Raw genomic sequence first — 24,523 nt, 5'->3', positions numbered from 1 at the left:
TTACTCCGTGCGGTCGGCCGGCTGGGCGGCGGCTGCGGCCCGGACCTGCGGCGCGAGCGCCGCGACCTTGCCGAGCACCCCGTTGAGGTAGGTCGGCGAATCGTCCGTCGAGAGCTCCTTGGCGAGCTCGACGGCCTCGTCGACCACGACGGCGGGAGGCACGTCGACGGCGTTGAACAGCTCCCAGACGGCGATCCGCAGGATCGCCCGGTCCACGGCGGGCAGGCGCGTGAGCGTCCAGCCCGCGAGGTGGGAGGAGATCACCGAATCGACCTGGTCGCCGTCGAGGCCGACGCCGGTGACCAGCGTGGCGGTGTACTCGGACACCGGGGCGACGGAGGCGTCGTCGGCGGCGAGCTGCCGCCGCTCCGCGAGCAGGCCGTCGAGATCGGTGAGCCCGCGGGCCTCCGCCTCGAACAGCAGGTCGACGGCGCGCTTGCGCGCCCGGTGTCGGGCGCCCGACTTCTTCGGGCGCCGGTTGTCAGACTGCTCGGGCACTTAGGAGTTCACGCGCCCCAGGTAGCCGCCGTCACGGGTGTCGACCTTGAGCTTGTCGCCGGTGTTGATGAACAGCGGGACGTTGATCTCGGCGCCGGTCTCCAGGGTGGCGGGCTTGGTGCCGCCGGTGGAGCGATCGCCCTGCAGGCCCGGGTCGGTGTGCTGCACGACGTATTCGGCCGACAGGGGCAGCTCGACGAAGAGCGCCTCGCCCTCGTGCATCGAGATCTGCACGCGCATGCTCTCGAGCAGGAACTTCGCGCCGTCGCCCACCTTGGCGTCGTCCAGGTTGATCTGGTCGTAGGTCTCGGCGTCCATGAACACGTAGTCCGAGCCGTCGTGGTACAGGTAGTCGAAGTCACGCCGGTCGACGGTGGCGACCTCGACCTTGACGCCCGCGTTGAAGGTCTTGTCGACGGTCTTGCCCGACACGACGTTCTTCAGCTTCGTCCGCACGAAGGCGGGCCCCTTGCCCGGCTTCACGTGCTGGAACTCGATGATCTGCCACAGCTGGCCCTCCTGGTTGAGGACCAGGCCGTTCTTGAAATCAGCAGTCGATGCCACGTTGTGTCGATTCTCCTAGAGTGCGATCAAGTCTTTGGTGGTGCGCGTCAGCAGTTCCGGTCCGTCCGCACGGACCACGAGGGTGTCCTCGATGCGGACTCCACCACGACCCGGGAGGTACACACCCGGCTCCACGGTGACCACAGCACCGTCGGACAGTGTACCGCTGCCGAGTTTGCCCAGCGTCGGGGCTTCGTGGATCTGCACACCGACGCCGTGGCCGAGGCCGTGCAGGAACTGCTCGCCGTAGCCCGCGGCCTCGATCACCGCGCGCGCCGCACCGTCGATCGCGCGGACGTCGGCGCCGGGCACGAGGGCCTCCCGCCCGGCGGTCTGCGCCGCTCGGACCACGTCGTAGATCTCCTGCTGCCAGGCCGCCGGCGCGCCGAGGACGAAGGTCCGCGTCTCGTCCGCGTGGTAACCGCGGAACCGCGCGCCGAAGTCGATCTTGACGAAGTCGCCGGCCGCGAGCACCGCGTCGGTGGGCCGGTGGTGCGGGATCGCCGAGTTCGGCCCGGCGGCGGCGATGGTCTCGAAGGCGACGGCCTCCGCGCCGAACTCGTACATCAGGTTCTCGAGGCGCCGGGCGACCTGCGCCTCCGTGGCTCCGGGCCGGATCGCGCCCTCCTGCACCAGCGCGGCGAGCGCCTGATCGCTGATCGCGCAGGCCCGCCGAAGCAGGTCGATCTCGCCGTCGTCCTTGACCTCGCGGAGCTTCTCGACGAGCCGGGTCGTCGGCACCAGGCGCGCCTCCGGCGCGAGCCGGGCGTGGTCGGCGTAGCTCAGGGCCGTCGCCTCGAAGCCGACGGTGCCGGACGCCTGGGCGAGCAGGGCCTTCGCGACGTCGCGCTCGATGATCGCGCGCAGGTCGCCGGACTGCTCCGCGACCTGGGTGAGGTAGCGGCCGTCGGTGGCGATGGCGTCGGCGGCGGGATCCGCGGCCACGAGCAGCGCGCCGTTCGAGCCGGTGAAGCCCGCGAGGTAGCGCACGTTGTCGAGATCGGTGACGAGCAGGGCGTCGAGGGCGGGGTCGTGGCTCGCGAGCGCGGCGCGGAGGGTGTCGCGCCGGCGGGCGTGGTCGGTCGTCGTCTGCGGCATCCTGCCACGGTATCGCGGCGCGGGGTTCGCGTGCCGCCGCGCGGCGTCGTACCGTCCCGCGTCGTCGTACCGTTCCGCGGCGTCAGACCGTCGCGCGCGCGACGACCGTGACCTCGTCGGCCACCTGGAGGGTGCCCATCATGAGCGAGAAGGGCTTGATCCCGAAGTCCGTCTGCCGCACCGGGACGGCCGTGGCCAGCGCGGGAGCCGGCTCGGCCTCCTCGTACGCGAGGGCGAAGTCGCACGGACGGGTGGTGCCGCCGATCGTCAGCTCCCCGCGCACGCGGAAGCCGTTCTCCGAGGCCTCGATCGCCGCGGACCGGTACTCGATCGTCGGGTTCGCCTTGACCTTGAGCGAGCGATGCGCGTTGGCGGTGGCGACCGCCCGCTCCGGCGAGGTCAGGGGGGTGAGCCCGCCCTCGCCGGAGACGACCTCCAAGGAGGCCGCGTCCACGGTGACGAACAGCGAGACCGGCTGCTCGCCGTCGACCTCGATGGCCGCCCGCCACGCCGTCGGCGCGAGCACCAGGCGGTGGCCCAGCCGGGCCGACCGCCCGGCCACGCCGGTGTGCACCTCCAGCACGCCGCTGGACTGATCGATGGTCCTGGTCTCGCTCACGACGTCGAATGTACCGGCGGACGCGCGCCGGCACCGGTCATGCCGGAGCCTCCTGCAGCGCACGCACCTCCACCCGGCTGCCGAGGGCGCGCGAGGCCTTCTTGGCCCACTCGATCGCGTCGTCGTCGTTGTCGGCCTCGACCACCCAGAAGCCGCCGAGGTACTCGGGCGCCTCCACGAACGGGCCCGGGGTGAACACCGGAGCGTCGCCCGAGGCGTCCACGGTGGTCGCGGTCGACGGCGGCTGCAGGCCGCCGGCGAACACGAACGCGCCGGTCGCCTGGAGTTCGTCGTTGAAGGCGCCCACCTCGGCGAAGAGCGCCTCCAGCTCGGCGGGATCGATGTCGGCCATCGTCGTCTCCTCCGCGGAGTCGTGCGGGAGGCTGAGGAAGTACTGGGTCATGATCGCTCCTTGGTCGTGGTGTTCCGGTCCGGGCGAATGCCCTACCGAGAACGCTACGAACGACCGGAGCATCACGGATCAGTCACGATGACCGGGTTCCGGCTGCGGGCCGACGGGGCCGTCCTCGTGCGCGACGATGCCGGCCAGGTCGCCACGGGCGGCGACGCCGAGCTTCGGGTAGGCGTTGTACAGGTGGTAGCCCACGGTGCGGGGGCTGAGGAAGAGCTGCGCCGCGATCTCCTTGTTGGTGCTGCCCGCGGCGGCGAGCCGCACCACCTGCAGTTCCTGCGGCGTGAGCCGGTTGAGGGGGCCGGCGCCGCGCCTGCCCACCGTCCCGGGGTCGCCCAGGGCGGTCAGCTCGGTCCGGGCCCGCTCCGCCCACAGCGCCGCGCCGATGTCCTCGAATCCCGCGAGTGCCGCCCCCAGTTGTGCCCGCGCCTCGGTCCGTCGCCGGCGGCGGCGCAGCCACTCCCCGTGGGCCAGTCGCGTGCGGGCCAGGTCGTACCCGCCCGCCGCCTGCTCGTGGAGCCGCAGCGCGCCGAGGTACAGGCCCTCGGCCTCGTCGTCGGAGGCGAGCAGGGCCCGGCACCGGAGCACCAGTCCGTTCGTCACGGGCCGGTCTACGACCCCGGCCCACTGGACGAACTCGTCGAGCGGCGCGGCAGCCCGCTCCGGCGCGCCGCCGCGGACGGCCGCCTCCACCAGGTCGGGAACGGCCCGCAACAGCACGTCGCGCCGGGCCGGGCCGGTGCACACCGGCTCCAGCGCGATCAGCGCCTCCGCGTACCGGGCCGCGGCGAGATCCAGCATGCCGATGCCCCACGCCCCGATCTCGGCGTCGACTCGGTGCCGGGCCCGCGCCTCGGGCAGCGTCCGCTCCGCGAGGGCGCGGCACGCATCCTGCTCGCCGGCTGCCGCGAGGAGCCACACCTCGAGCGAGCGGTGCGCGAGGAGCTCCGTCCGGTTCTCGAGCTCCTCGCTGATCTCTGCGCCCTCGGTGACGCAGGCGCGGGCGTCGGCGAAGTCCCCGCGGAGCAGGCGGGCGACCGCCTGGACGCCCAGGCAGTACGGCACCCACCCGAGCGCGCCACCCGCCCGCGCCGCATCCAGCATGTCGCCGACCGTGCAGACGACCTCGTCCTCGCGCGCGGTGAGCAGTCCACTGATCGCGGCCGTGATCGTATGGGTCAGCGGGGCGTCCGCGTCCGCCGCCAGGCGACGCATGCGGGCGGCGGCCGGTCCCGGCCGACCGTCGGCGAGGTCGGCCCATCCCCGGATCGCGTCGATCACGACCACCCAATCGGCGGGCGGCGCGAAGGCGTCCAGCATGGCGGCCACTCGGCTGAGCAGGTCCCCCGCCGCGCCGTGCCGAGCGGCGTGCCCCGCCTCGTACAGGGCCAGCGCGGTCCGCTCGGGATCTTCGTCCTTCGTCGACGCGGCCGCTTCGAGGGTCAGCTCGGCGTCGGCGCGCGGAGAGTCGCGCTCGTAGGCGACCGCCCCGAGGACGTAGACCGCGTCGGCGCGGACCCCCGGGTCGCCGCTGAGCGACAGGGCCTCCGCGGCGAGCCGCTGCGCGCGGTCGGGCCGTCCGCCGTCGTAGGCGGCCTGCGCCGCCAGCGCGACCCGCGCCGCCCTGCGTTCGCCGTCCTCGCTGAGCCGCGCGGCACGGTCGTACGCGATCGAGACCGCCATGGCCCCACCGCGGTCGCGGGCGCGCTCCGCGACCCCGTCGAGCTCGACGGCGACCGCCTCGGACGGCGTCGGGGTGCCCGCGGCGAGGTGCCACGCGCGCCGGTCCGGATCCGCCACGCAGCAGCGCGCGAGCGCCCGGTGCGCCTCGAGCCGGTGCGGCAGGGGCTCGCCCCGGTACGCGGCGGACCGCACCAGCGGATGCCGGAAGGCGACGCGGTCCCCGAGCCCGATCAGCCCGGCGCGCTCCGCCGGCGCGAGGTCCGCGACCGCACCACCGAGATCCTCGACGGCGCGCACGATCGTCGCGAGCGGGGCGGCGGAGTCCGCGGCGGCCACCAGCAGGGCGCGGCGCGTGGGCTCGGGCAGCGCCGCGATCTGCCCGCGGAAGGCGTCCTGCACGCGCAGCGGCGCCGCCAAAGCACCCACGGGTCCGACCGTGTCCGAGGGTACGCCCTCGGCCGACCGCGGCACCGCGCCGAGTTCGATGAGTGCGAGCGGATTGCCCGCCGATTCCTCGAGCACACGGGCGCGGAGGGCACCGTCGATCCCCGGGGCATGTGTATCCAGGACGCGGGCCGCCGCGTGCTCGTCGAGGCCGTTGAGGTGCAGGGTCTCGATGCCGGGGGTGGCGAAGGGCATCGACGTCTCGCGCACCGCGAACAGGAGGACGACCGGATCCGCGGTGAGCCGGCGTGCCGCGAACTGCAGTGCTTCCGCCGATCCGCGATCGAGCCATTGCAGGTCGTCGACCACGCACAGCAGGGGCACGTCATCGGCGAGGTCGGCGAGCAGCGCCAGCACGCCCGCCGAGACCAGGAAGCGGTGCGGAGCTCCGCCCTCGGCGAAGCCGAACGCGGTCCGCAGGGCGGCCGCCTGCGGAGCGGGCAGCCCGTCGAGGCGATCCAGGTGCGGATGGAGGAGTTGGTGCAGGCCGCCGTGTGCGAGTTCGGAATCGGACTCGATGCCCGCCCCGCGGACGACCCGCATGCCGGCACCGGATGCGACACCCACCGCATGATCGAGGAGGGCGGTCTTGCCGATGCCCGGTTCGCCGCGCACGACGAGGGCGCCGCCGCGGTCGGCGCGCGCCCCGGCGAGCAGCCGGTCGATCCGCGCACGCTCGTCGTCCCTGCCCACCAGCGCCACGCGGCCACCCTAGCTGGGCGGGCGCGCCGCCGGGGTCGTCTCAGAGACGGCGGATCGCGAACACCGGGTAGCGGCCCGCGGCGGCGGCGAGCTCGTCGTCGGAACTGTCGGCCGAGAGGCCGGGGAAGAAGGCGCCCACCTCCCAGGCCCACGTGCGCAGGTAGGCGCGCAGCACGGGCACCTTGGCGTCCGGATCCGTGATCTCGGTCGCGGTGAACGGTTCGACGGTGCGCCCGAGCCGGAGCTCGCCCGCGCCCGCGGCGCGCATGTTCCGCACCCACTGGGTGACGCCGCGGGCCGCGACGAGGTGGTCCGCACCGCCGACCGTGAGGACGTTGACCGGGACGGTGCGCCACTCCCCCGAGGTCCGGCCGCGGACCGCCAGTTCCCGGCTGCCGTAGAGGGAGATTCCGCGGCGGGCGAGCCAGGCGACGGTGCTGTTGAAGGCGGTGGCGGTGCGGCCGGGGCGGACGTGGCCGGAAGCGGGTGCGGTCATGGGGTCCTCCAAAGTGTGAGCACTGCTCTCGTTTCGTTTCCATGCTCCGTCTTCGACGCGCCGTTGTCAAGAGCGGTGCTCTCGTTTCGGATCAGTGCAATGATCGAAGGGTGAACGCCTCCCTGACCGCCCGCGAGCGCGCCCGCGCCGAACTCACCGCCGAGATCACCCGCAGCGCGCGGGACCAGCTCCGCGACGTCGGCGCCGCGGCGTTGTCGCTGCGCGCCGTCGCCCGTGACCTGGGCCTGGCCTCGTCGGCCGTCTACCGCTACTTCCCCAGCCGCGACGCGCTGCTCACCGCCCTGATCACGGAGGCCTACACCGCGCTCGCGGACGCGGTCGAGGCGGCGGACGCGAGCGCCGACGGGCCACGGGAGCGATGGCGCGCGGCCGGGCACGCCGTCCGCGACTGGGCTCGGGCGAACCCGCACGAGTACACGCTGCTCTACGGCTCGCCGGTGCCCGGCTATCACGCGCCGGCGGAGACCACCGCCGCCGCGGTCCGCACGTCGGGCACCTTCGCCCGCATCGCGGCGTGCGGGCACGCGGGTGCACCGGCACCGTCGGGCGGGCTCGACGGTCAGCTGCGCGCCGCGGCCGACGTCGTGGCCCCGGACGCCGAGCCGGGGCAGCTCGCGCTCGGCGTACTCGCCTGGACCCAGCTCTTCGGCGCCGTGAGCTTCGAGCTGTTCGGTCAGTTCGCGAACACCTTCGAGCCCGCGGACGCACTGTTCGACTACACCCTCGAGCGCACCGCGGACCTGCTCGGGCTGTGACGGCTCAGAGCAGGACGGCGCCGGTGGGCTGGGTTCCCTCCTTGGCGACGGCGGAGTAGGCCGCTACGAGGAGCGACGGGTCCGGGGCTTCGAGCCGGCCGGGCCGGGCCAGGCCGTCGAGGACGACGAACCGGAGCATGCCGGCGCGATTCTTCTTGTCCTTGCCCATGTACTCGAGGAGTTGGCCGAAGGCGTCGGCGTCGTAGCTCGTGGGCAGGCCCACGGATTCGAGGACGCGACGGTGCCGATCGGCGGTCTCGTCGTCGAGGCGGCCGGCGAGGCGGCCGAGCTCGGCGGCGTAGATCAGGCCGACGGACACGGCGGCGCCATGGCGCCAGCGGTAGCGCTCGCGGCGCTCCAGCGCGTGCGCCAGGGTGTGGCCGTAGTTGAGGATCTCGCGCAGCGAGGATTCTTTGAGGTCGGCGGAGACGACCTCCGCCTTCACCTCGATGGAACGGCGGACCAGCTCCGGCAGCACGTCGCCCGTGGGGTCGAGCGCGGCCTGCGGATCCTTCTCGATGAGCTCGAGGATCACCGGGTCGGCGATGAAGCCGGTCTTGATGACCTCGGCCATGCCCGCGACGATCTCGTTGCGCGGCACCGTCTCCAGCGTCACCAGGTCGACGATCACGGAGCGCGGCTCGTGGAACGAGCCGACCAGGTTCTTGCCGGCGTCGGTGTTGATGCCGGTCTTGCCGCCGACGGCCGCGTCGACCATCGCGAGCAGTGTGGTGGGGATGTGCACGACGGGCACGCCGCGCATCCAGGTGGCCGCCACGAAGCCGGTGACGTCGGTCGCGGCGCCGCCGCCGAGGCTGTAGATCACGTCCTGGCGGCTGAGGCCGATGCGGCCGAGCACCTCCCAGCAGAACCCGGCGACCTGGAGGTCCTTGCCGGCCTCGGCGTCGGGCAGCTCGATGCGGTGCGCGTCGATCCCCTTGTCCGCCAGGGCCTGCCGCAGCGCCTCGGCGGTCTCGGCGAGGGTCGGCTGGTAGAAGATCGCGGCCTTGGTCGCCTCGCCGGCGGCCGCGACGGTCTCGTCGAGCAGCCCACGGCCGATCACCACGTCGTAGGGGCTGCCCGCGTCGACGCGGACCTTCACCGGGTTCTCGCTCATCTACTACTCCGATCGATTCTTGGCGGACGTGCGGAGGACGGCGGGCAGCTTCGGCCAGGGGCCGCGGCGCTCCCGCCCGGGTGCGGTGTCCTTGAGGCGCCGCTGCACCTGCCGGACGACGGACGACGGCGCGCGCCCCACGGTGGAGACGCGGATCGTCGCGAGTTCACGGTAGATCGGCGTGCGCCGCGCCATGAGCGCGCGGTACGCCGCGGCGGGGTCGTCGCCCTTCAGGAGCGGGCGGTTCGACGCGGCCGGGTTCACGGTGCGGCGGATCCCCTCCTCCTCGGTCAGCTCGAGGTAGACCACCTGGTGCCGGCGCAGCAGGCTGCGGGTCGTCTCGGAGAGCACCGCGCCGCCGCCGAGGGAGACGACGCCGGGATGGTGCGCGACCACGTCGGCGACGACGTGCTCCTCGATGGCCCGGAAGGCGGGCTCGCCGTCGCCGGCGAAGATCTGCGGGATGGAGCGGCCCTCGCGACGCTCGATCTCCTCGTCGACGTCGAGGAACTCCACGCGCAGGGCGCGCGCGAGCCGACGGCCGATGGTCGTCTTCCCCGCCCCCGGCGGGCCGATCAGGATCGCCGCGGGCCCCGGCTCGTGGCCGGGCGCGGTGCCCATCAGATCGCCTCGGGCGTCACCCGCTGCAACCGCGCCGCCACCTGCTCGGAGTACCGCTCGAAGTTGCTGCGGGTCTCGGCGAGGCTGTCGCCGCCGAACTTCTCGAGCGCCGCCTGCGCCACGACCAGCGCCACCATGGCCTCGGCCACGACGCCGGCGGCGGGCACGGCGCAGACGTCGCTGCGCTGATGGATCGCCACGGCCTCGGTGCCGGTCTGCATGTCGATGGTGCGGAGCGCGCGCGGGACCGTGGAGATCGGCTTCATCGCCGCGCGCACGCGCAGCTCCTCGCCGTTGGTCATGCCGCCCTCGATACCGCCCGCGCGGTTGGTCGAGCGGAGCACGCCGCCCCGGTCGGGCAGCATCTCGTCGTGTGCGGCACTGCCGCGGCGGCGGGCGGTCTCGAAGCCGTCGCCGACCTCGACGCCCTTGATCGCCTGGATGCCCATGAGCGCGGCCGCGAGGCGCGCGTCGAGGCGGCTCTCCCCGGACGCGACGGAACCGATGCCCACCGGCAGGCCCGTGACCACGACCTCGACGACGCCGCCGAGGGTGTCGCCGTCCTTCTTCGCCGCCTCGATCTCGGCGATCATCGACTGCTCCGCGGCCTCGTCGAAGGCCCGCACGGGCGAGGCGTCGATCCGGTCGAGATCGTCGCCCGACGGGGTCGGCCCGACGTAGGGCTCGGACGCGCCGATGGAGATGACGTGGCTGACTACCTCGGCGCCGAAGGCCTGGCGCAGGAAGTTCCGGGCGACGGTGCCCGCGGCGACGCGGGCGGCCGTCTCCCGCGCGCTGGCGCGCTCGAGGACGGGGCGGGCGTCGTCGAAGCCGTACTTGAGCATGCCCGAGTAGTCGGCGTGACCGGGGCGCGGCCGGGTGAGCGGCGCGTTGCGGGCCATCCCGTCGAGCAGCTCCTGGTCGACCGGATCGGCCGACATGACCTGCTCCCACTTGGGCCACTCGGTGTTGCCGATCTCGATGGCGACGGGCCCCGCCTGCGTGCGGCCGTGCCGGACGCCGCCGAGGATGGTGACCTTGTCGGCCTCGAACTTCATGCGCGCACCACGGCCGTAGCCGAGGCGTCGCCGCGCCAACTGGGCGGCGATGTCCGACGACGTGACCTCGACGCCCGCGACCATGCCCTCCATGAGGGCCACGAGGGCGGGGCCGTGCGATTCTCCTGCGGTGATCCAGCGCAACACGCGTCCCATCATCCCAGACCGACCCGCCGGACCGTGAGTTCGGGTGGCCGAAATCTCGGTCACAGGGTATGGTGAACACCATGACCGCCGTCGCCGCATCCTCGACTTCCGACCGCCGTGCCACCGCACCGCGGTCCACCGTCGACGTTTTCGGTGTCGCGTGGCCCCGCTACAAGGCCGAGGCGCTGGTCGCCGCGCTGCTGGTCCTGGCCCTCGGTGCAGTGCTCACCCTGGCCACCGGCGCCACCTCCTTCGCGCCCGCCGTGCTCGCCGCCACCGGCGCCGGCGTCGCCGTGTGGTGGGCCGCGCGCGTCGTCCATCGCCGCGCCTGACGGCCCCTCAGCGCTCCGTCAAGCGGTGCTCCCGGGCGTAGGCCTCCTGGCAACCCCTGGCACAGAACCCCACCCGGACCCCGTCGTGCTCCAGCACGATCGCATCGGGCCCGTCGGTGACGAACATCCCGCACGTCGGGTCGAGCAGCTTGCCGTCCGGAATCTCGGGAGTCCGTCCCTCCGTCACCGACGCCCGATACACCTCCGTGATGAAGTCCAGGACGTCGGCCGCGGAGGCCGGCTTACCGTCGAGCCCGATGCAACCATCGGGCACGCCGTCGACCCGCACCCACAATGTCCCGAGGTCACGCTCCCAGCCCCGCTCGCGATCGAGGCGCCGCACCGCCGCGCGCACGATGCCGATGAAGTGCCGGGCGCCGCCGTCCTCGCGCCACTCCTCGGGGACCGTCACGGTGACGATCACCGGTGGGGCCGCGCCCGGCGCAGGCGGACCTCCACCGGTGCGCCAACCCTCCAGTTCGTGGAACGCAATGTGCGTCGCGAGGGCCGCGCGCATCATCGTCTCCTCCGGCGCATGGCCCGCGCCGAGCAGTGGGTCCAGGATCCGGTCCGCCAAGAGGCCGCGATCGTCGTCGCCGAACGCGCCTGCCGGATGGGCTATCTCGATCAGGAACATGATTCCCGTCCTCTCGTCCGGCCGCACGGTCGGCGGCCGTGGCACCACCGTGGCCCCACGGACCGTCGCGCGTCCATGACCTCTCGGGTCATGGACGCGGCGCGCGGACGGTGCGAGCCTGGAGCCGTGGACGGCACCGGGATGAGCATCGGTTCGAGGCTGCGGCGATGGCGGGAGCGGCGCCGGCGGTCCCAGCTCGACGTGGCCCTGGCCGCCGGTGTGTCGACCCGACATCTGAGCTGTCTCGAGACCGGCCGCGCCCTACCGAGCCGGTCGATGATCGAGCGGCTGGCGGAGGAGCTCGAGATCCCGCTGCGGGAGCGCAACGGCCTCTACGTCGCGGCCGGGTTCGCCCCCGTGCACGCCGAACGACCGTGGCGGGAGCTCGGCGCGGCGGCCGAGGCCCTGTCGGCGCTGCTCCGGGCGCACGAGCCCTACCCGGCCGTCGCGATCGACGTCCGGTGGAACGTCGTCGACGCCAACACCGCGATGCGGAGGTTCCTGGACCCGGTCCCGCCGGCAGTCGCGGGGCCGCCGCTCAACATGCTGCGCGCGACGCTGCACCCCGACGGTCTCGCGGGGAGCCTCATCGCTCCGCACCACTGGCGGGCCAACGCACTCCGTCGCGCCCGACGACAGCTGGACCGCACAGCGGACCAGGAGCTCGCTGCGTTGATCGCGGAGCTGGAAACCTACCCGGTCCCCGAGGACACCACCCCCGTGCCACCGCCGCCAGCGGATGACATCGTGATCCCGCTGCGCGTGGCCACCGAGGCCGGAGTGCTGTCCCTGCTGTACACAGTGACCGTCTTCGGGGCGCCCCGCGACGTCACGCTCGACGAGATCGCCATCGAGACGATGCTGCCCGCCGACGGCGCCACCCGGCGCACCCTCGCCGCTATGGCCGAGGCCTGACGCCACCCGAAGCGCCCTTGCCCTCGCCTTCCCGGCGGACGTACGGTCGGAGAACCGGCGGACCTCGTGAGGCACCGCCGCCACACCCGCCGGTCTGCCCGTGACGACACGGACGAGAGCGGAGGTGCGCCGTGGACTCCCCCTCCCTCCTGGGCGCGCCCGCCGTCGAGGCCCCCGTCCGGGACCCCGCGTACTTCGCCGATCTGGGGTTGGACCGCATCATCGCCGAGGCCGCGGCGCACGACCCGGACATCGCGCCCCTGTTCCGCGCCCCGGCCCCGACGGTGGCCGCCGCGCGATATCGGCAGGACGTGTGCCGGGTGCTGCGCCGGGACGCGCGCCTCACCACAGCGCTGCGCCAGTTCTGCGCGACGATGGCCGGGATGCGCGAGGCCGCGTCGAACGCCGAGCGCCTGCGCCTGCGCCCCGAGCGCGACGCCTGGGCGCTCGACGGCGCCCGCCGCTACCTCGCCGCCGTCGCCGACCTCCGCGCGGCCCTCGCCGAGCCGGCGGACCCGCCCGCCGCGGTGCGCGACCTGCTGGCCCACCTCGACGCGCTGTCGAACTCTCCCGAACATCGGGGGCTCGAGCGTGATGCGGCTGAGGTCACGGCGCTGATGGATGCGGTCGAGTACACCGTCCGGATCAAGAAGTCCGACGTCCGCGTGGGCCGCTATCACGGCGAACCGGACTACGGCGCCGAGGTCGCCGCGGTCTTCGAGCGGTTCCGGGTCGACGGTGTCACCCGTCGCGCGGAGGACGCCCCCGTCCGCCCCGGACTCGACGGGGTCGAGGCCGCGATCCTCACGGACGTCACCGCCCTGTTCCCCGAGGCGTTCGCCGCGCTCGCCCGGTTCCGGGAGCGGCACGCCGGCTACGGCGACCCCGTCGTGACCGCGGCCGACATCGAGATCCGCTGGTACCTCGGCTACCTGGACCTCGTCGCCCGCCTGGAGGCCGCAGGACTGCCGTTCACGCTCCCGACCATCGCCGACGATCCCGTCCTCGACGCGCGCGGCACCGTCGACCTCGCGATGGCGATGGACCTGCACCGCCGCGGAACGCCCGTCGTCGGCAACGACCTCCGGCTCGGCGCCGACGAGCGCGTGCTGGTGGTGACGGGCCCCAACCACGGCGGCAAGACCGCACTCGCCCGAGCCTTCGGCCAGATCCATCAGCTGGCGGCTCTCGGCCTCCCCGTTCCGGGGACCGCCGTGGAGATCGGACTCTTCGACGCGCTGTTCACACAGTTCGAGCGCCCCGAGTCCGCGGATGACCGGCGCGGCCGACTCGAGGCCGACATCGCCGGCATGCGCGAGATCCTGACCGCGGCAACGGGACACAGCGTCGTGGTGATGAACGAGACCTTCGCGTCCACATCCGTGGAGGACGGCGCCCGCCTCGGTTCCGCCGTCGTCCGCAGGCTCGTGGACAGCGGTGTGCGGTGCGTCTACGTCACCTTCGTCGACGAGATCGCCCTGCTCGGCGACGGGGTCGTGAGCATGACCGCCGACGTCCCCGGTGAGCCGTCCGCCCGCACATTCCGGGTGCGCCGGGGCCGTCCGCAGGGCCTCGCCCACGCCGCCGCGCTCGCCCGCCGCCACGGCCTCGACGCCGAGACCCTGCGCCGGAGGATCGCGTCGTGAGGACGCGCCTGCTGTACCGCGACCGGGACCTGGGCGACGCCTCGGCCGCTCCCCCACGATCCGAGGAGCTGCGCCGGAACCTGGGGCTGGATCGCCTGCTCCCGGCGATGGCGGCCGGAGACGACGCGCTGTACCGGGTCGCGGAGACGGTGCTGCTCGGCGACGTCGCCTCCGCCGACGACATCCGCTACCGGCACGAGATCCTGCGGGACTGCCTCGCCCATCCCGACGCGGTCGACGACCTACGGCGGATCGCGGCGCAGGCGGTCGAGCGGGAGCGGCACAACTACTTCGGACTGTTCACCCGCGCCACACCCGACAAGGTCCTCTACCGGTCTCTCGACGTGCTGGACATGTTCCTCGAGGCCTTCACCGAGCTGCGCGCGGCCTGCGACCGGTGGCGCGGCGGCTTCTCCTCGGCAGGCTTCGACACGTTCTTCTCGTGCATCGCCACCGACCTCGACGACGCCTACCTCGCGACGGTGCGGGAGCACCTCGAGGGGCTCCGGTTCGCGAAGGGCGAACTGATCAGCGTGCGGCTGGGTGCAGGAGCGCACGGGACGGACCACGTTCTGCGGCACCCGGACCGCACGGGATGGCGACGGCTGCGCGGGCGCGACGGGGCGATCGACCTGGACATCGACGACCCGGCCGCCGCGGAGGCCCTGACGGTGCTGGCGGGCCGCGGCATCCGGACCGCGGCGGACGCCGTCGCGCAGGCCGCGGAACACGTCGCCGCGTACTTCCGAACCATCGCCGACGAGCTGGGCTTCTACCGCGCCGTCATGAACCTCCTCGCCGCCCTCGACGAGCGCGGCGCGCCCTGGTGCCTCCCGGAGCCGACGGAGCGCGGCCTGGCATGTCGGGGCCTTTACCTCCCCGCGCTCGCCCTTCAGTCGCGGGCCCCCGTGGTCGGCAACGACATCGACACCGAGGAAGCCTCGGTCACGATGATCACCGGCGCGAACCACGGCGGGAAGACCACGCTGCTGCGCAGCATCGGCACGGCGCAGCTCATGCTGCGCTGCGGCATGCCGGTGCCCGCGCGGGCGTACCGCGGCCCCGTCCACCCGCAGGTGTTCACGCACTTCGGCGGCGAGGAGCGCGACGGCGGCGACACCGCGGGCCGGTTGGAGGAGGAGTTGGGCAGGATGAGTGCCATCGCCGACGTGATCCGCCCCGGCGCGCTGCTGCTGTGCAACGAGTCGCTCGCGTCGACGAACGAGCGTGAGGGGGCGGCGCTGGCTCGGCAGATCGTCGAGACGATGCGGGACTGCGGGATCACGGTCGTCTACGTGACCCACATGTACGAGCTCGCGCGCGGACTCGCCGACGCGGACGACCCGCGGCACGCCTTCCTCCGCGCCGAACGCCTCGACTCCGGCGACCGCACCTTCCGGATACTGCCCGGCCGGCCCCTGTCGACCAGCCACGGAGAGGACCTGTTCCAGCGGATCTTCGGCGCCGAGGCCGGCGTCTGAGCGGGCTCAGGCCAGGCAGTTCGGCCCGAGAAGCGCCTTCAGGTCGCCCATGAGCGACGACGACGGGTTCACCCGGAGGGTGTCGTCGAGGCGCAGGGTGGTGGCCTTGTCGCCGCTGACGAGCTTGACGTGCACGTCGGAGACGCCGGGGTGGCGCTGCAGCACCTGCTTGAGCGCGGAGACCTTGTCCTGCGTGCACACCCGCGTCTGCATCGTGAGCGACAACGGCTTCGCGACCCCGATCTGGGAGAGGTCGATGGGCGCGATGTCGTTCGCGATCAACGTGACCTTGTCGTCGCGGAAGTTCACGCGCGCCTTGATGAGCACCACCGCGTCCTCGACCACCTCGGCGCCGTACGCGGCGTAGGCCTGCGGGAAGAAGAAGACCTCGATACCACCGGAGAGATCCTCGAGCTGCGCCGACGCGAACGGGGCGCCGTTCTTGTTCACGCGCCGGTTCACCGACTGCAGGATGCCGCCGACCGTGACCTGCGTGCCGTCCTTGACGTCGCCCTCGACGATCGCGGGGATCGGGGTGTCGGTCTGCGCGGCGATCACGTGCTCGACGCCGTCGAGCGGATGCGCGGAGACGTACAGGCCGAGCATCTCGCGCTCGAGGGCGAGCTTGTGCTTGCCGTCCCACTCCTCCTCGGGCACCTTGATGGTGAAGACGTCGTCGATGGGGCCGGCGGCCCCCTCCTCCTCGCCCATGGAGCCGAACAGGTCGAACTGGCCGACGGCCTCGGCCTTCTTCGTGGACAGCACCGACTCGATGGCGTCGCTGTGCACCAGGAACAGGCCCTTGCGCGGGTGCTCCAGCGAATCGAAACCGCCCGCCTTGATGAGGGATTCCGTGACCTTCTTGGAGCAGGCCGCGACCTCGATCTTGCCGAGGTAGTCCGAGAAGGAGGTGAAATTCCCCTTCTCCTTGCGCGTGTTCACGATCGACGCGACGACGCCCTCGCCGACGTTGCGGACCGAGCCCATGCCGAAGCGGATGTCCTCACCGACCGAGGTGAAGGCGTGGAAGGACTCGTTGACGTCCGGCGGGAGGACGGTGATGCCGAGGCGGCGGCAGTCGCCGAGGTAGATGGCGGCCTTGTCCTTGTCGTCGCCGACGGAGGTGAGCAGTGCGGCCATGTACTCGGCCGGGTAGTTCGCCTTGAGGTACGCCGTCCAGTACGAGACCAGGCCGTACGCGGCGGCGTGCGACTTGTTGAACGCGTAGCCGGCGAAGGGCAGCACCGTCTCCCACAGCGCGGTGATGGCGGCCTGCGAGAATCCGTTGTCGAGCATGCCCTGCTGGAAGCCGCCGTAGGCCTCGTCCAGGACTTCCTTCTTCTTCTTACCCATCGCGCGCCGCAGGATGTCGGCCTGGCCGAGGCTGTACCCGGCGACCTTCTGCGCGATGTGCATGATCTGCTCCTGGTACACGATCAGGCCGAACGTGTCCGCGAGGATCTCCTTGAGCGGCTCCTCGAGCTCCGGGTGGATCGGTTTGACCTGCTGCCGACCGTTCTTGCGATCCGCGTAGTCGTTGTGCGCGTTCATGCCCATCGGGCCGGGGCGGTAGAGCGCGCCGACGGCCACGATGTCCTCGAACTTGGTGGGCTGCATGCGGCGCAGCAGATCCCGCATCGGGCCACCGTCGAGCTGGAAGACGCCGAGCGTGTTGCCCCGCTGCAGTAGCTGGTACGTGGTCTCGTCGTCGAGTGGCAGCTCGTCCATGTTCAGGTCGATGCCACGGTTGTGCTTGATGTTCTCCAGCGCGTCACCGATGACGGTGAGGTTGCGCAGGCCGAGGAAGTCCATCTTCAGCAGGCCGATGGCCTCGCACGACGGGTAGTCCCAGCCGGTGATGATCGCGCCGTCCTGCGCGCGCTTCCACACGGGGATCGCGTCGGTCAGCGGATCACAGGACATGATCACCGCGCAGGCGTGCACGCCGGCGTTGCGGATCAGGCCCTCGAGCCCGAGCGCCATGTCGTAGATCTTCTTGACGTCCGGGTCGGTCTCGATGAGCTGCCGGACCTCGACGGCCTCCTTGTACCGCTCGTGCGCCGGGTCCGTGATGCCCTTGACCGAGATGTCCTTGGCCATGATGGGCGGCGGGAGCGCCTTGGTGATGCGGTCGGCGATGGAGTAGCCGGGTTGGCCGTAGATGACGCGGGCCGAGTCCTTGATGGCGGCCTTCGTCTTGATGGTGCCGAACGTGATGACCTGGGCCACCTTGTCCGAGCCCCACTTCTCCGAGGCGTAGGTGATCATTTCCCCGCGGCGACGATCGTCGAAGTCGATATCGATATCGGGCATCGACACGCGCTCGGGGTTGAGGAACCGCTCGAACAGCAGGCCGTGCGGGATCGGGTCGATGTTGGTGATGCCCAGCGCCCACGCCACCAGCGAGCCGGCCGCGGAGCCACGGCCGGGGCCGACGCGGATGCCGACCTCGTGCGCGTGCGCGATGAGGTCACCGACCACCAGGAAGTAGGCCGGGAAGCCCATCTCGTTGATGACCGACAGCTCGTACTTGGCGCGCTCGACGTAGTCCGCCGGCGGGCCGTCGGGGAAGCGGCGGTTGAGGCCGTCCATGACCTCGGACTCGAGGAAGGACTCCTGCGTGTGGTTCTCGGGCACTGGGAACCGCGGCATCCGGTCCTTGTGCTCCCAGACCTCCTTGTAGGACTGGACGCGCTCACCGATCTCGACCGTCGAATCGCAGGCGCCGGGCACCTGCGAATCCCACAGCTCGCGCATCTCCTGCGCCGACTTCAGGTAGTAGCCGTCACCGTCGAACTGGAAGCGGGTGGGATCCGACAGGGTCTTGCCCGTCTGGATGCACAGCAGCGCGCCGTGCGATTCCGCCTTGTCCTTGGTGACGTAGTGGCAGTCGTTCGTGGCGAGCGGCTTGATCCCCAGCTTGCGGCCGATGTCGAGCAGCCCCTCGCGGACCCGGCGCTCGATGTCGATGCCGTGGTCCATCAGCTCGAGGTAGAAGTTCTCCTTGCCGAAGATCTCCTGCCACTTCGCTGCAGCCTCCAGCGCCTCCTGGTCGTGCCCCAGCCGCAGCCTGGTCTGCACCTCGCCCGACGGGCAGCCCGTGGTCGCGATGATGCCCTCGGCGTGCTCGGCGATGATCTCCGCGTCCATGCGGGACCACTTGCCCAGTTGGCCCTCGATCGAGGCCAGCGAGCTGAGCTTGAACAGGTTCCGGAGCCCGGTCGCGTTCTCCGCGACCATGGTCATGTGGGTGTACGCACCCGAACCCGAGACGTCGTCGCCCTTCTGCGACGGATCGCCCCAGCGGACGCGCTTGGTGTTGAACCGGGACTCCGGCGCGATGTACGCCTCGATGCCGATGATCGGCTTGATGTCGTACTTGACCGCGGTGTTGTAGAAGTCCGAGGCGCCGAACATGTTGCCGTGGTCGGACATGCCCACCGCGGTCATCCCCAGCCGCTTCGCCTCCGCGAACAACGGATCGACCTTGGCCGCACCGTCGAGCATCGAGTACTCGGTGTGGTTGTGCAGATGGACGAACGAGCCGGCGGCGGACGTCATGGGCTACTCACCTCCGGTGAAGAATCTCATCGCTGTCATTAGGCAGTGTAGGCCCCTCCACCGACACGTCCCGCGGATCATCAGCCGAAGGCGATGACCAGGATCAACACCAGTAACGCGGCTACCGCCACCCCCACCAGCACCAACACGGCGGGCGACATGCCGCCCGGAGCCGAGGCCTTCGCGGGCTGCGCGTGCGGTGCCGGCGGCCGCGGCATCGCGCCGGACTGCGCCCCCGCGCCCGCCCCGTACAGCGGCTGCGGCGCGGCGGGCTTCGGGGCGGCCGGCTGCGGGGGCCGCGCCGTCGGGTAACTCGGCCGGTTGGCCTGCCCCCGGATGCCGGGCGCGACGGTCCGCTGCACGGGGAGGGACGGGCGCCCCGCGGTGGCGGGGGCCTGCGGGCCGGACGGATGCCCGGGACCGGGCACGTAGCCGGGCGGCGTGGGCCGCGGCACCGGGCGCGGCGCGGACCGGCCGACGGGGGCCGTCAGCGCGGACTTGAGCGCGGTCGCGAACTCCTTGCACGTCGCGAAACGCTCCGCCGGGGTCTTGGCGAGGCCCCGCGCGACCACGGCGTCCACGGCGGGCGGCACTCCCTGCCTGATCTGCGAGATCCGCGGCGGCGGCGCGTTGAAGTGCGCGTCGATCACCGCGTCGGTGCTCGCGCCCGTGTAGGGCACCTTGCCGGTGACCAGGTGGAAGAACGTCGCGGCCAGCGAGTACTGGTCCGAGCGCGGGTCGAGGTCCTCGCCGCAGAGTTGCTCCGGTGAGGCGTAGGCGAGCGTCGCGAGGACGGTGCCGACGGCCGTGAGCTGCGAGGTGTCCTCGCCGCCCTTGGCCACGCCGAAGTCGGTGAGCAGGGCGCGCCGCTCGTCGCCGTCGTCCTCGTCGTCGACGGCGGCGACGAGGATGTTGGCGGGCTTGATGTCGCGGTGGAGCAGGCCGGCGCGGTGCGCGCGATCCAACCCCCGGCCGATCTGGCCGATGATCTCCACGGCGACCGCGGGGTCCAGCCCGCCCGGGCTGCGCTTGAGCAGCACCGAGCAGTCGTCACCCTGGACGTACTGCATGGCGATCCACAGCCGGGCGCCCTCGGTGCCGCGGTTGTAGATGGTGACCACGTTCGGGTGGTCGAGGCGCGCGGCGAGCTCCGCCTCGCGCAGGAAGCGCTTGCGGAAGGCCTCGTCGCCCGAGTAACCGACGCCCAGCACCTTGAGCGCGTCGTACCGGGGCAGCTCCGGGTGCTTGGCCAGGTAGACGGAGCCCATGCCGCCGGAGCCGAGGCGCCGCTCGATCCGATACCCGCCGATCACCGTCCCGGGTGCGAGTTCGTCACTCATGTCCGTCGCTTCTGCCCCATATCGTCCGTTCCGTCGAACACCAGCGTAACCCGGCCGCGGACCGTCGCCCCGGTGGCGAGCGCGTCGCGGACGCGCGCGTCAGATCTCGACGCCCTCGAACTGGGCGCGGTACAGGCCGGCGTAGTGGCCGCCGGCCGCGAGCAGCTCGTCGTGCGAGCCCTGCTCGACGATCCGCCCGTGGTCCATCACGACGATGACGTCGGCGTCGCGGATGGTCGACAGGCGGTGCGCGATGACGAAGCTGGTCCGGTCCGCACGCAGCGCGTGCATCGCCCGCTGCAGCAGCACCTCGGTGCGGGTGTCCACCGAGCTGGTCGCCTCGTCGAGGATGAGGATCGCCGGCTCGGCGAGGAAGGCCCGCGCGATGGTGATGAGCTGGCGCTCGCCCGCGGAGACGCTGCCGGACTCGTCGTCGAGCACGGTGTCGTAGCCGTCGGGCAGCGAGTGCGCGAAGCGGTCGACGAAGGTGGCGCGCGCCGCGGCGTAGACCTCCTCGTCGGTGGCGTCGAGGCGGCCGTACCGGATGTTCTCCATGATCGTGCCCTCGAACAGCCACGTGTCCTGCAGCACCATGCCCATCCGGCGGCGCAGGTCCGCGCGCTCGACTTCGGCGATGTCGACCCCGTCGATGGTGATCCGACCGCCGCTGAGCTCGTAGAACCGCATGATGAGGTTCACCAGGGTGGTCTTGCCCGCGCCGGTGTGGCCGACGACGGCGACGGTGCGGCCGGGCTCGGCGACCAGGTTCAGGCCCTCGATGAGCGGCTCGTCCGGCTTGTACCCGAAGGAGACGTCCTCGAAGGCGACGCGGCCCCGGGTGGGCTCCGGCAGGGAGCCCGTGCGCTCCGCGGTCTGCTCGTCGGCGTCGAGGATGGCGAAGACGCGCTCGGCGGAGGCGACGCCCGACTGCAGCATGTTCACCATCGAGGCCATCTGCGTGACGGGCTGGGTGAACTGCCGCGAGTACTGGATGAAGGCGATCACGTCGCCGAGGCTCATGCCGCCCGCGGCCACCCGCAGCCCGCCGACGACGCACACGGCGACGTACTGCAGGTTGCCGACGAACATACTGATCGGCATGACGAGGCCGGAGAGGAACTGCGCCTTGTAGCTGGCGTTCATCAGCGCGTCGTTCTCCACCGCGAACCGCTCCTGCAGTGCGTCGCCGCGGCCGTAGACGGTGACCAGGTCGTGGCCGGTGAAGGCCTCCTCCACCTGCGCGTTGAGGGAGCCCGTCGACTTCCATTGCGCCACGAAGTGCTTCTGGCTGCGCTTCATGATCTGCCCCGCGAAGATCACGATGAGCGGGATCACGACGACCGCGACGGCGGTCAGCAGCGGCGAGACGACGAGCATCATGATCAGCACCCCGACCACGGTGAACGCCGAGACGATGAGCTGGCTCAGCGCCTGCGTCAGCGACTGCCCCAGGTTGTCGATGTCGTTCGTGACGCGGGAGAGCAGCTCGCCGCGGGGCTGCTTGTCGAAGTAGCTCAGCGGCAGCCGGTTCAGCTTCTCCTCGACCTCGCGGCGCAGCGAGTACATGACCCGCTGCACCGCGCCGTTGAGCAGGAAGCCCTGCGCGTACTGCAGCACCGCGCTCGCCACGAACAGCCCGATCACCCAGGCGAGGATCGTGCCGACGCGGTGGAAGTCGATGCCCGGCCCGTGCTGCAGCTGCGAGCGGAAGCCGTCGTAGATCGCGTCGACCGCGCTGCCGATCACCTTCGGCGCGATCACCGCGGCGGTGACCGAGCCGACCGACAGCAGCACCGCCGCGGCCATCGCCGAGCGCTGCTCCCGCAGCCGGCCCAGCAGCCGTTTCAACGAGGGCCAGAAGGTCATCGGCTTCTGCGCGGGCGAGCCCGCCGTCGCGGCGGCGGACGCCCGTGCTCCCGGTCCGGTCATGCTGCACTCCCCGCCGTCGCCTGGCTGCCGGCGATCTCCTGGTAGGTGGGACAGGTCTCGAGGAGTTCGGCGTGCGTGCCGTGGCCGACCACCTCGCCGTCCTCGAGAACGATGATCTGGTCGGCGCCGGCGATCGTCGATATGCGCTGTCCGACGATGAAGACGGTCGCCTCCCGTGTGTAGGGCCGCAGCGCCGCACGCAGTTTCGCGTCGGTCGCGAGGTCGAGTGCGGAGAAGCTGTCGTCGAAGAGGTAGACCGCGGGTTTGGCGACGAGGGCGCGGGCGATCGCGAGCCGCTGCCGCTGCCCGCCCGAGACGTTGGTGCCGCCCTGGGCGATCGGGGCGTCGAGGCCGCCGATCTCGGCGACGAAGTCGTCGGCCTGCGCGATGCGCAGTGCCTCGGCGAGCTCGTCGTCGGTCGCGTCCGGGTTGCCGAAGCGCAGGTTGCTCGCGACGGTGCCGCTGAACAGGTAGCCACGCTGCGGCACCAGCCCGACGTGCCCCCAGAGGGCGTCGGCGCGCAGGTCCTTGACGTCGACGCCGTCGTAGCGGACGGCGCCGGCGGTGGCGTCGAAGAGGCGCGCGAGCAGGTTGATCAGCGTCGACTTCCCGGAGCCGGTGGACCCGATGATCGCGACCGTCTCCCCCGGGCGGGCCGTCAGGTTCACGTTCTGCAGCACCGGTTTCGCGGCGCCGGGGTAGCACATCGTGACGTCGTCGAGCTCGACGGTGCCGGTGATCGCGGGGAGCGGGTCGGGGTGTTCCGGCGGCGCGACGGTGGACGTCGTGGTGAGCACCTCCGTGATGCGCTCGGCGGCGACGGAGGCGCGCGGCACCATCATCACCATGAAGGTCGCCATCATCACCGACATGAGGATCTGCATCATGTACTGCATGTAGGCGGTGACGGAGCCGATCTGGGCCGAGCCGTCGGCGATGAGGTGCGCACCGAACCACCAGACCGCGACCGTGGAGAGGTTGAGCACCAACATCACCCACGGGAACATGACGGCCATCAGCCGCATCACGCGGACGGAGGCGTTCGTGAGGGCGGTGTTGGCACCGTCGAACCGCTCGCGCTCGACGGGCTCGCGGACGAACGCACGGATGACCCGGACGCCCGTGAGCTGTTCGCGGAGCACCTGATTGACCGCATCGAGCCGCGTCTGCACCACCCGGAAGCCGGGGATCATCTTGGCGATCACCACGCCCAGCACCGCGCCGAGGACGGGTACCGCGACCACCATGAGCCAGGCGAGCCCGGGCTCCTCGCGCAGCGCCATGACGACGCCGCCGACCGCCATGAACGGCGCCTGGATCATCATCGACAGCGTCATCAGAACGAGCAGCTGCACCTGCTGCACGTCGTTGGTGGTGCGGGTGATCAGCGAGGCGGCACCGAAGCCGGAGACCTCGCGGCCGGAGAAGGTGCGGACCCGCCCGAACAGGGACCGGCGGGTGTCGCGACCGAAGGCCATCGCGCTGCGGGCCGCGAAGTAGGTGGCTCCACCGGCGGCGATCACCTGGAACAGCGTGATGGCCAGCATGATCCCGCCCATCCGCCAGATGTAGCCGGTGTCGCCCGGCGTGACGCCGAGGTCGATGATCTTGGCGTTGATGCTGGGCAGGACCAGATTGGCGACGACGCTGACGAGTTGGAAGGCGGCCACGGCGAGCAGCCACGGCCGGTAGGGCCGCAGGTGCTCGGCGATCAGTCTGAGAAGGGTCACTGGGGGCTGTTCCTTCCCGCGGAGGGAGTCGTGGGCTGGGCTGAGATGCCGTCGAGCAGGACGTCGACGATGCGCTGCGGCGACAGGACGTGCCCGTCGCTGATGTGGGGGTGACTGCCGGAGAAGGTGAGCAGGCGCAGGAGGTGGATCGCCTCCTCCGGGGGGACCGAGAGCCGGTCGGCGTCGTCGCCGATCACGCCGCGGAGGCGGGTCACGAGCGCGGGGCCGCCGTCCTTCGCCCGACGGTGCGCGCCCGGGTCGCGCACGTGGGGCGGGGCGACGAGGCCGAGCGCGTCCATGAGCCCGAAAATCCGCTGGAACCGCGCCTGGACGAGCTCGGTGAACCGGTAGAGCCGCGCCCGCAGTGGGAGAGCCGGGTCGATGGCGTCGATCTCGGCGAGGAGCGGCGCGGGGTCGAAGGACTCGGCCATGACCGCGTCGAGGAGATCCTCCTTGGAATCGAAGACCCGGAAGATGGTGCCCTCCGCGACCCCCGCGGCGGCGGCGATCTGCTTGGTCGTGGGCACGGCGCCGTGCTCGAGCAACGCGTCCCGCGTGGCGGCGATCAGCGCCGCGCGCCGCTCGTCGGGCGGCAGGTGCGGCGCGCGGGTTCGGGTTTCATTAGCCGCGGGCACGAGTTCGAGACTACAGAAGTGAGCGCCCACTCACAATTGATTTTCCGTTCGCCCCGGGAGAATCGGTCGATTGCGGGCGCGC

Annotated in this window: 21 protein-coding genes; 5 read left to right on the top strand and 16 right to left on the bottom strand. The window is 71.9% G+C overall.

Annotation, left to right across the window (positions count from 1 at the left end; translation table 11 throughout):
- The 7 genes from nusB to ACM9LD_RS04210 all read right to left on the bottom strand — a co-directional run bounded on the left by nusB (nt 1) and on the right by ACM9LD_RS04210 (nt 6,516).
- Complete coding sequence (gene nusB / locus ACM9LD_RS04240) at nt 1-498, bottom strand: transcription antitermination factor NusB (RefSeq protein WP_415675519.1); 498 nt, start codon at nt 496-498, stop codon at nt 1-3.
- Complete coding sequence (efp, locus tag ACM9LD_RS04235) at nt 499-1,062, bottom strand: elongation factor P (protein WP_224646583.1); 564 nt, start codon at nt 1,060-1,062, stop codon at nt 499-501.
- Nucleotides 1,063-1,077: 15 nt separating this feature from the next.
- Entirely contained in the window at nt 1,078-2,160 is a 1,083-nt protein-coding gene (locus ACM9LD_RS04230; protein WP_415675518.1) for a M24 family metallopeptidase, read from the bottom strand.
- Nucleotides 2,161-2,242: 82 nt separating this feature from the next.
- The gene (locus ACM9LD_RS04225) at nt 2,243-2,779 is read right to left on the bottom strand and encodes a YceI family protein (protein WP_415675517.1); all 537 of its coding nucleotides are present in this window, start codon (nt 2,777-2,779) and stop codon (nt 2,243-2,245) included.
- 37 nt (nt 2,780-2,816) lie between these two features.
- Nucleotides 2,817-3,182 (bottom strand): YciI family protein, encoded by a 366-nt coding sequence (locus ACM9LD_RS04220; RefSeq protein ID WP_415675516.1) that lies wholly within the window; start codon nt 3,180-3,182, stop codon nt 2,817-2,819.
- Nucleotides 3,183-3,260: 78 nt separating this feature from the next.
- The gene (locus ACM9LD_RS04215; protein ID WP_415675515.1) at nt 3,261-6,020 is read right to left on the bottom strand and encodes a helix-turn-helix transcriptional regulator; all 2,760 of its coding nucleotides are present in this window, start codon (nt 6,018-6,020) and stop codon (nt 3,261-3,263) included.
- A 40-nt stretch (nt 6,021-6,060) separates the two neighbouring features.
- Nucleotides 6,061-6,516 (bottom strand): nitroreductase/quinone reductase family protein, encoded by a 456-nt coding sequence (locus ACM9LD_RS04210; RefSeq protein WP_415675514.1) that lies wholly within the window; start codon nt 6,514-6,516, stop codon nt 6,061-6,063.
- A 110-nt stretch (nt 6,517-6,626) separates the two neighbouring features.
- On the opposite strand from ACM9LD_RS04210, the gene ACM9LD_RS04205 reads away from it, so the two are divergent.
- Entirely contained in the window at nt 6,627-7,292 is a 666-nt protein-coding gene (locus ACM9LD_RS04205) for a TetR/AcrR family transcriptional regulator (RefSeq protein WP_415675513.1), read from the top strand.
- A 4-nt stretch (nt 7,293-7,296) separates the two neighbouring features.
- On the opposite strand, the gene aroB is transcribed toward ACM9LD_RS04205, so the two are convergent.
- The 3 genes from aroB to aroC are packed head-to-tail and all read right to left on the bottom strand — an operon-like array spanning nt 7,297 to nt 10,235.
- Nucleotides 7,297-8,409, bottom strand: a complete 1,113-nt coding sequence (aroB, locus tag ACM9LD_RS04200; protein WP_415675512.1) for a 3-dehydroquinate synthase — start codon at nt 8,407-8,409, stop codon at nt 7,297-7,299.
- A 3-nt stretch (nt 8,410-8,412) separates the two neighbouring features.
- Nucleotides 8,413-9,030 carry a shikimate kinase gene (locus ACM9LD_RS04195; protein ID WP_415675511.1) on the bottom strand — a complete coding sequence of 206 codons (618 nt, stop codon included), beginning with the start codon at nt 9,028-9,030 and terminating at the stop codon, nt 8,413-8,415.
- A complete protein-coding gene (gene aroC, locus ACM9LD_RS04190) occupies nt 9,030-10,235 on the bottom strand; it encodes a chorismate synthase (protein WP_415675510.1) in 1,206 nt (401 codons plus the stop codon). Before aroC ends, ACM9LD_RS04195 begins: the two co-directional genes overlap by 1 nt.
- 80 nt (nt 10,236-10,315) lie before the next feature.
- Between aroC and ACM9LD_RS04185 the strand changes: the two genes are divergently transcribed.
- A complete protein-coding gene (locus tag ACM9LD_RS04185) occupies nt 10,316-10,567 on the top strand; it encodes a hypothetical protein (RefSeq protein ID WP_415675509.1) in 252 nt (83 codons plus the stop codon).
- A gap of 7 nt (nt 10,568-10,574) precedes the next feature.
- Here ACM9LD_RS04185 and ACM9LD_RS04180 read toward each other — a convergent pair whose 3' ends face one another.
- Complete coding sequence (locus ACM9LD_RS04180; protein WP_415675508.1) at nt 10,575-11,204, bottom strand: hypothetical protein; 630 nt, start codon at nt 11,202-11,204, stop codon at nt 10,575-10,577.
- 75 nt (nt 11,205-11,279) lie between these two features.
- Here ACM9LD_RS04180 and ACM9LD_RS04175 point away from each other — a divergent pair, with 75 nt between their 5' ends.
- The 3 genes from ACM9LD_RS04175 to ACM9LD_RS04165 all read left to right on the top strand — a co-directional run bounded on the left by ACM9LD_RS04175 (nt 11,280) and on the right by ACM9LD_RS04165 (nt 15,246).
- Nucleotides 11,280-12,119, top strand: a complete 840-nt coding sequence (locus tag ACM9LD_RS04175; RefSeq protein WP_415675507.1) for an MmyB family transcriptional regulator — start codon at nt 11,280-11,282, stop codon at nt 12,117-12,119.
- A gap of 131 nt (nt 12,120-12,250) precedes the next feature.
- Nucleotides 12,251-13,765 (top strand): MutS-related protein, encoded by a 1,515-nt coding sequence (locus ACM9LD_RS04170; RefSeq protein ID WP_415675506.1) that lies wholly within the window; start codon nt 12,251-12,253, stop codon nt 13,763-13,765.
- Nucleotides 13,762-15,246 carry a MutS-related protein gene (locus tag ACM9LD_RS04165; protein WP_415675505.1) on the top strand — a complete coding sequence of 495 codons (1,485 nt, stop codon included), beginning with the start codon at nt 13,762-13,764 and terminating at the stop codon, nt 15,244-15,246. The genes ACM9LD_RS04170 and ACM9LD_RS04165 overlap by 4 nt, the downstream gene beginning before the upstream one ends.
- A gap of 6 nt (nt 15,247-15,252) precedes the next feature.
- Here the strand turns inward: ACM9LD_RS04165 and dnaE are convergent, their stop codons facing one another.
- The 5 genes from dnaE to ACM9LD_RS04140 form a co-directional block, all read right to left on the bottom strand.
- A complete protein-coding gene (gene dnaE, locus ACM9LD_RS04160) occupies nt 15,253-18,807 on the bottom strand; it encodes a DNA polymerase III subunit alpha (RefSeq protein ID WP_415675504.1) in 3,555 nt (1,184 codons plus the stop codon).
- Nucleotides 18,808-18,887: 80 nt separating this feature from the next.
- Nucleotides 18,888-20,147 carry a serine/threonine-protein kinase gene (locus tag ACM9LD_RS04155; protein ID WP_415675503.1) on the bottom strand — a complete coding sequence of 420 codons (1,260 nt, stop codon included), beginning with the start codon at nt 20,145-20,147 and terminating at the stop codon, nt 18,888-18,890.
- Nucleotides 20,148-20,246: 99 nt separating this feature from the next.
- Entirely contained in the window at nt 20,247-22,076 is a 1,830-nt protein-coding gene (locus ACM9LD_RS04150) for an ABC transporter ATP-binding protein (protein WP_415675502.1), read from the bottom strand.
- On the bottom strand, nt 22,073-23,806 hold the full coding sequence (locus ACM9LD_RS04145) for an ABC transporter ATP-binding protein (RefSeq protein WP_415675501.1): 1,734 nt from the start codon (nt 23,804-23,806) through the stop codon (nt 22,073-22,075). Before ACM9LD_RS04145 ends, ACM9LD_RS04150 begins: the two co-directional genes overlap by 4 nt.
- Entirely contained in the window at nt 23,803-24,441 is a 639-nt protein-coding gene (locus ACM9LD_RS04140; RefSeq protein ID WP_415675500.1) for a TetR/AcrR family transcriptional regulator, read from the bottom strand. Before ACM9LD_RS04140 ends, ACM9LD_RS04145 begins: the two co-directional genes overlap by 4 nt.
- Nucleotides 24,442-24,523 lie beyond the last annotated feature (82 nt).

It is taken from the genome of Tsukamurella hominis (genome assembly GCF_965137015.1).
Classification (GTDB): Bacteria; Actinomycetota; Actinomycetes; order Mycobacteriales; family Mycobacteriaceae; genus Tsukamurella; species Tsukamurella hominis.
Note: the sequence above shows the minus strand (reverse complement) of the source record. Positions and strands in the feature narration are given on the sequence as shown.

What these genes read in the sequence shown, in the direction of transcription:
- ACM9LD_RS04230 (WP_415675518.1), bottom strand. Translation starts at nt 2,160, where the DNA reads ATGCCGCAGACGACGACCGACCACGCCCGCCGGCGCGACACCCTCCGC.
- ACM9LD_RS04220 (WP_415675516.1), bottom strand. Translation starts at nt 3,182, where the DNA reads ATGACCCAGTACTTCCTCAGCCTCCCGCACGACTCCGCGGAGGAGACG.
- ACM9LD_RS04210 (WP_415675514.1), bottom strand. Translation starts at nt 6,516, where the DNA reads ATGACCGCACCCGCTTCCGGCCACGTCCGCCCCGGCCGCACCGCCACC.
- aroB (WP_415675512.1), bottom strand. Translation starts at nt 8,409, where the DNA reads ATGAGCGAGAACCCGGTGAAGGTCCGCGTCGACGCGGGCAGCCCCTAC.
- ACM9LD_RS04195 (WP_415675511.1), bottom strand. Translation starts at nt 9,030, where the DNA reads ATGGGCACCGCGCCCGGCCACGAGCCGGGGCCCGCGGCGATCCTGATC.
- ACM9LD_RS04185 (WP_415675509.1), top strand. Translation starts at nt 10,316, where the DNA reads ATGACCGCCGTCGCCGCATCCTCGACTTCCGACCGCCGTGCCACCGCA.
- ACM9LD_RS04180 (WP_415675508.1), bottom strand. Translation starts at nt 11,204, where the DNA reads ATGTTCCTGATCGAGATAGCCCATCCGGCAGGCGCGTTCGGCGACGAC.
- ACM9LD_RS04175 (WP_415675507.1), top strand. Translation starts at nt 11,280, where the DNA reads ATGACCTCTCGGGTCATGGACGCGGCGCGCGGACGGTGCGAGCCTGGA.
- dnaE (WP_415675504.1), bottom strand. Translation starts at nt 18,807, where the DNA reads ATGACGTCCGCCGCCGGCTCGTTCGTCCATCTGCACAACCACACCGAG.
- ACM9LD_RS04155 (WP_415675503.1), bottom strand. Translation starts at nt 20,147, where the DNA reads ATGAGTGACGAACTCGCACCCGGGACGGTGATCGGCGGGTATCGGATC.
- ACM9LD_RS04150 (WP_415675502.1), bottom strand. Translation starts at nt 22,076, where the DNA reads ATGACCGGACCGGGAGCACGGGCGTCCGCCGCCGCGACGGCGGGCTCG.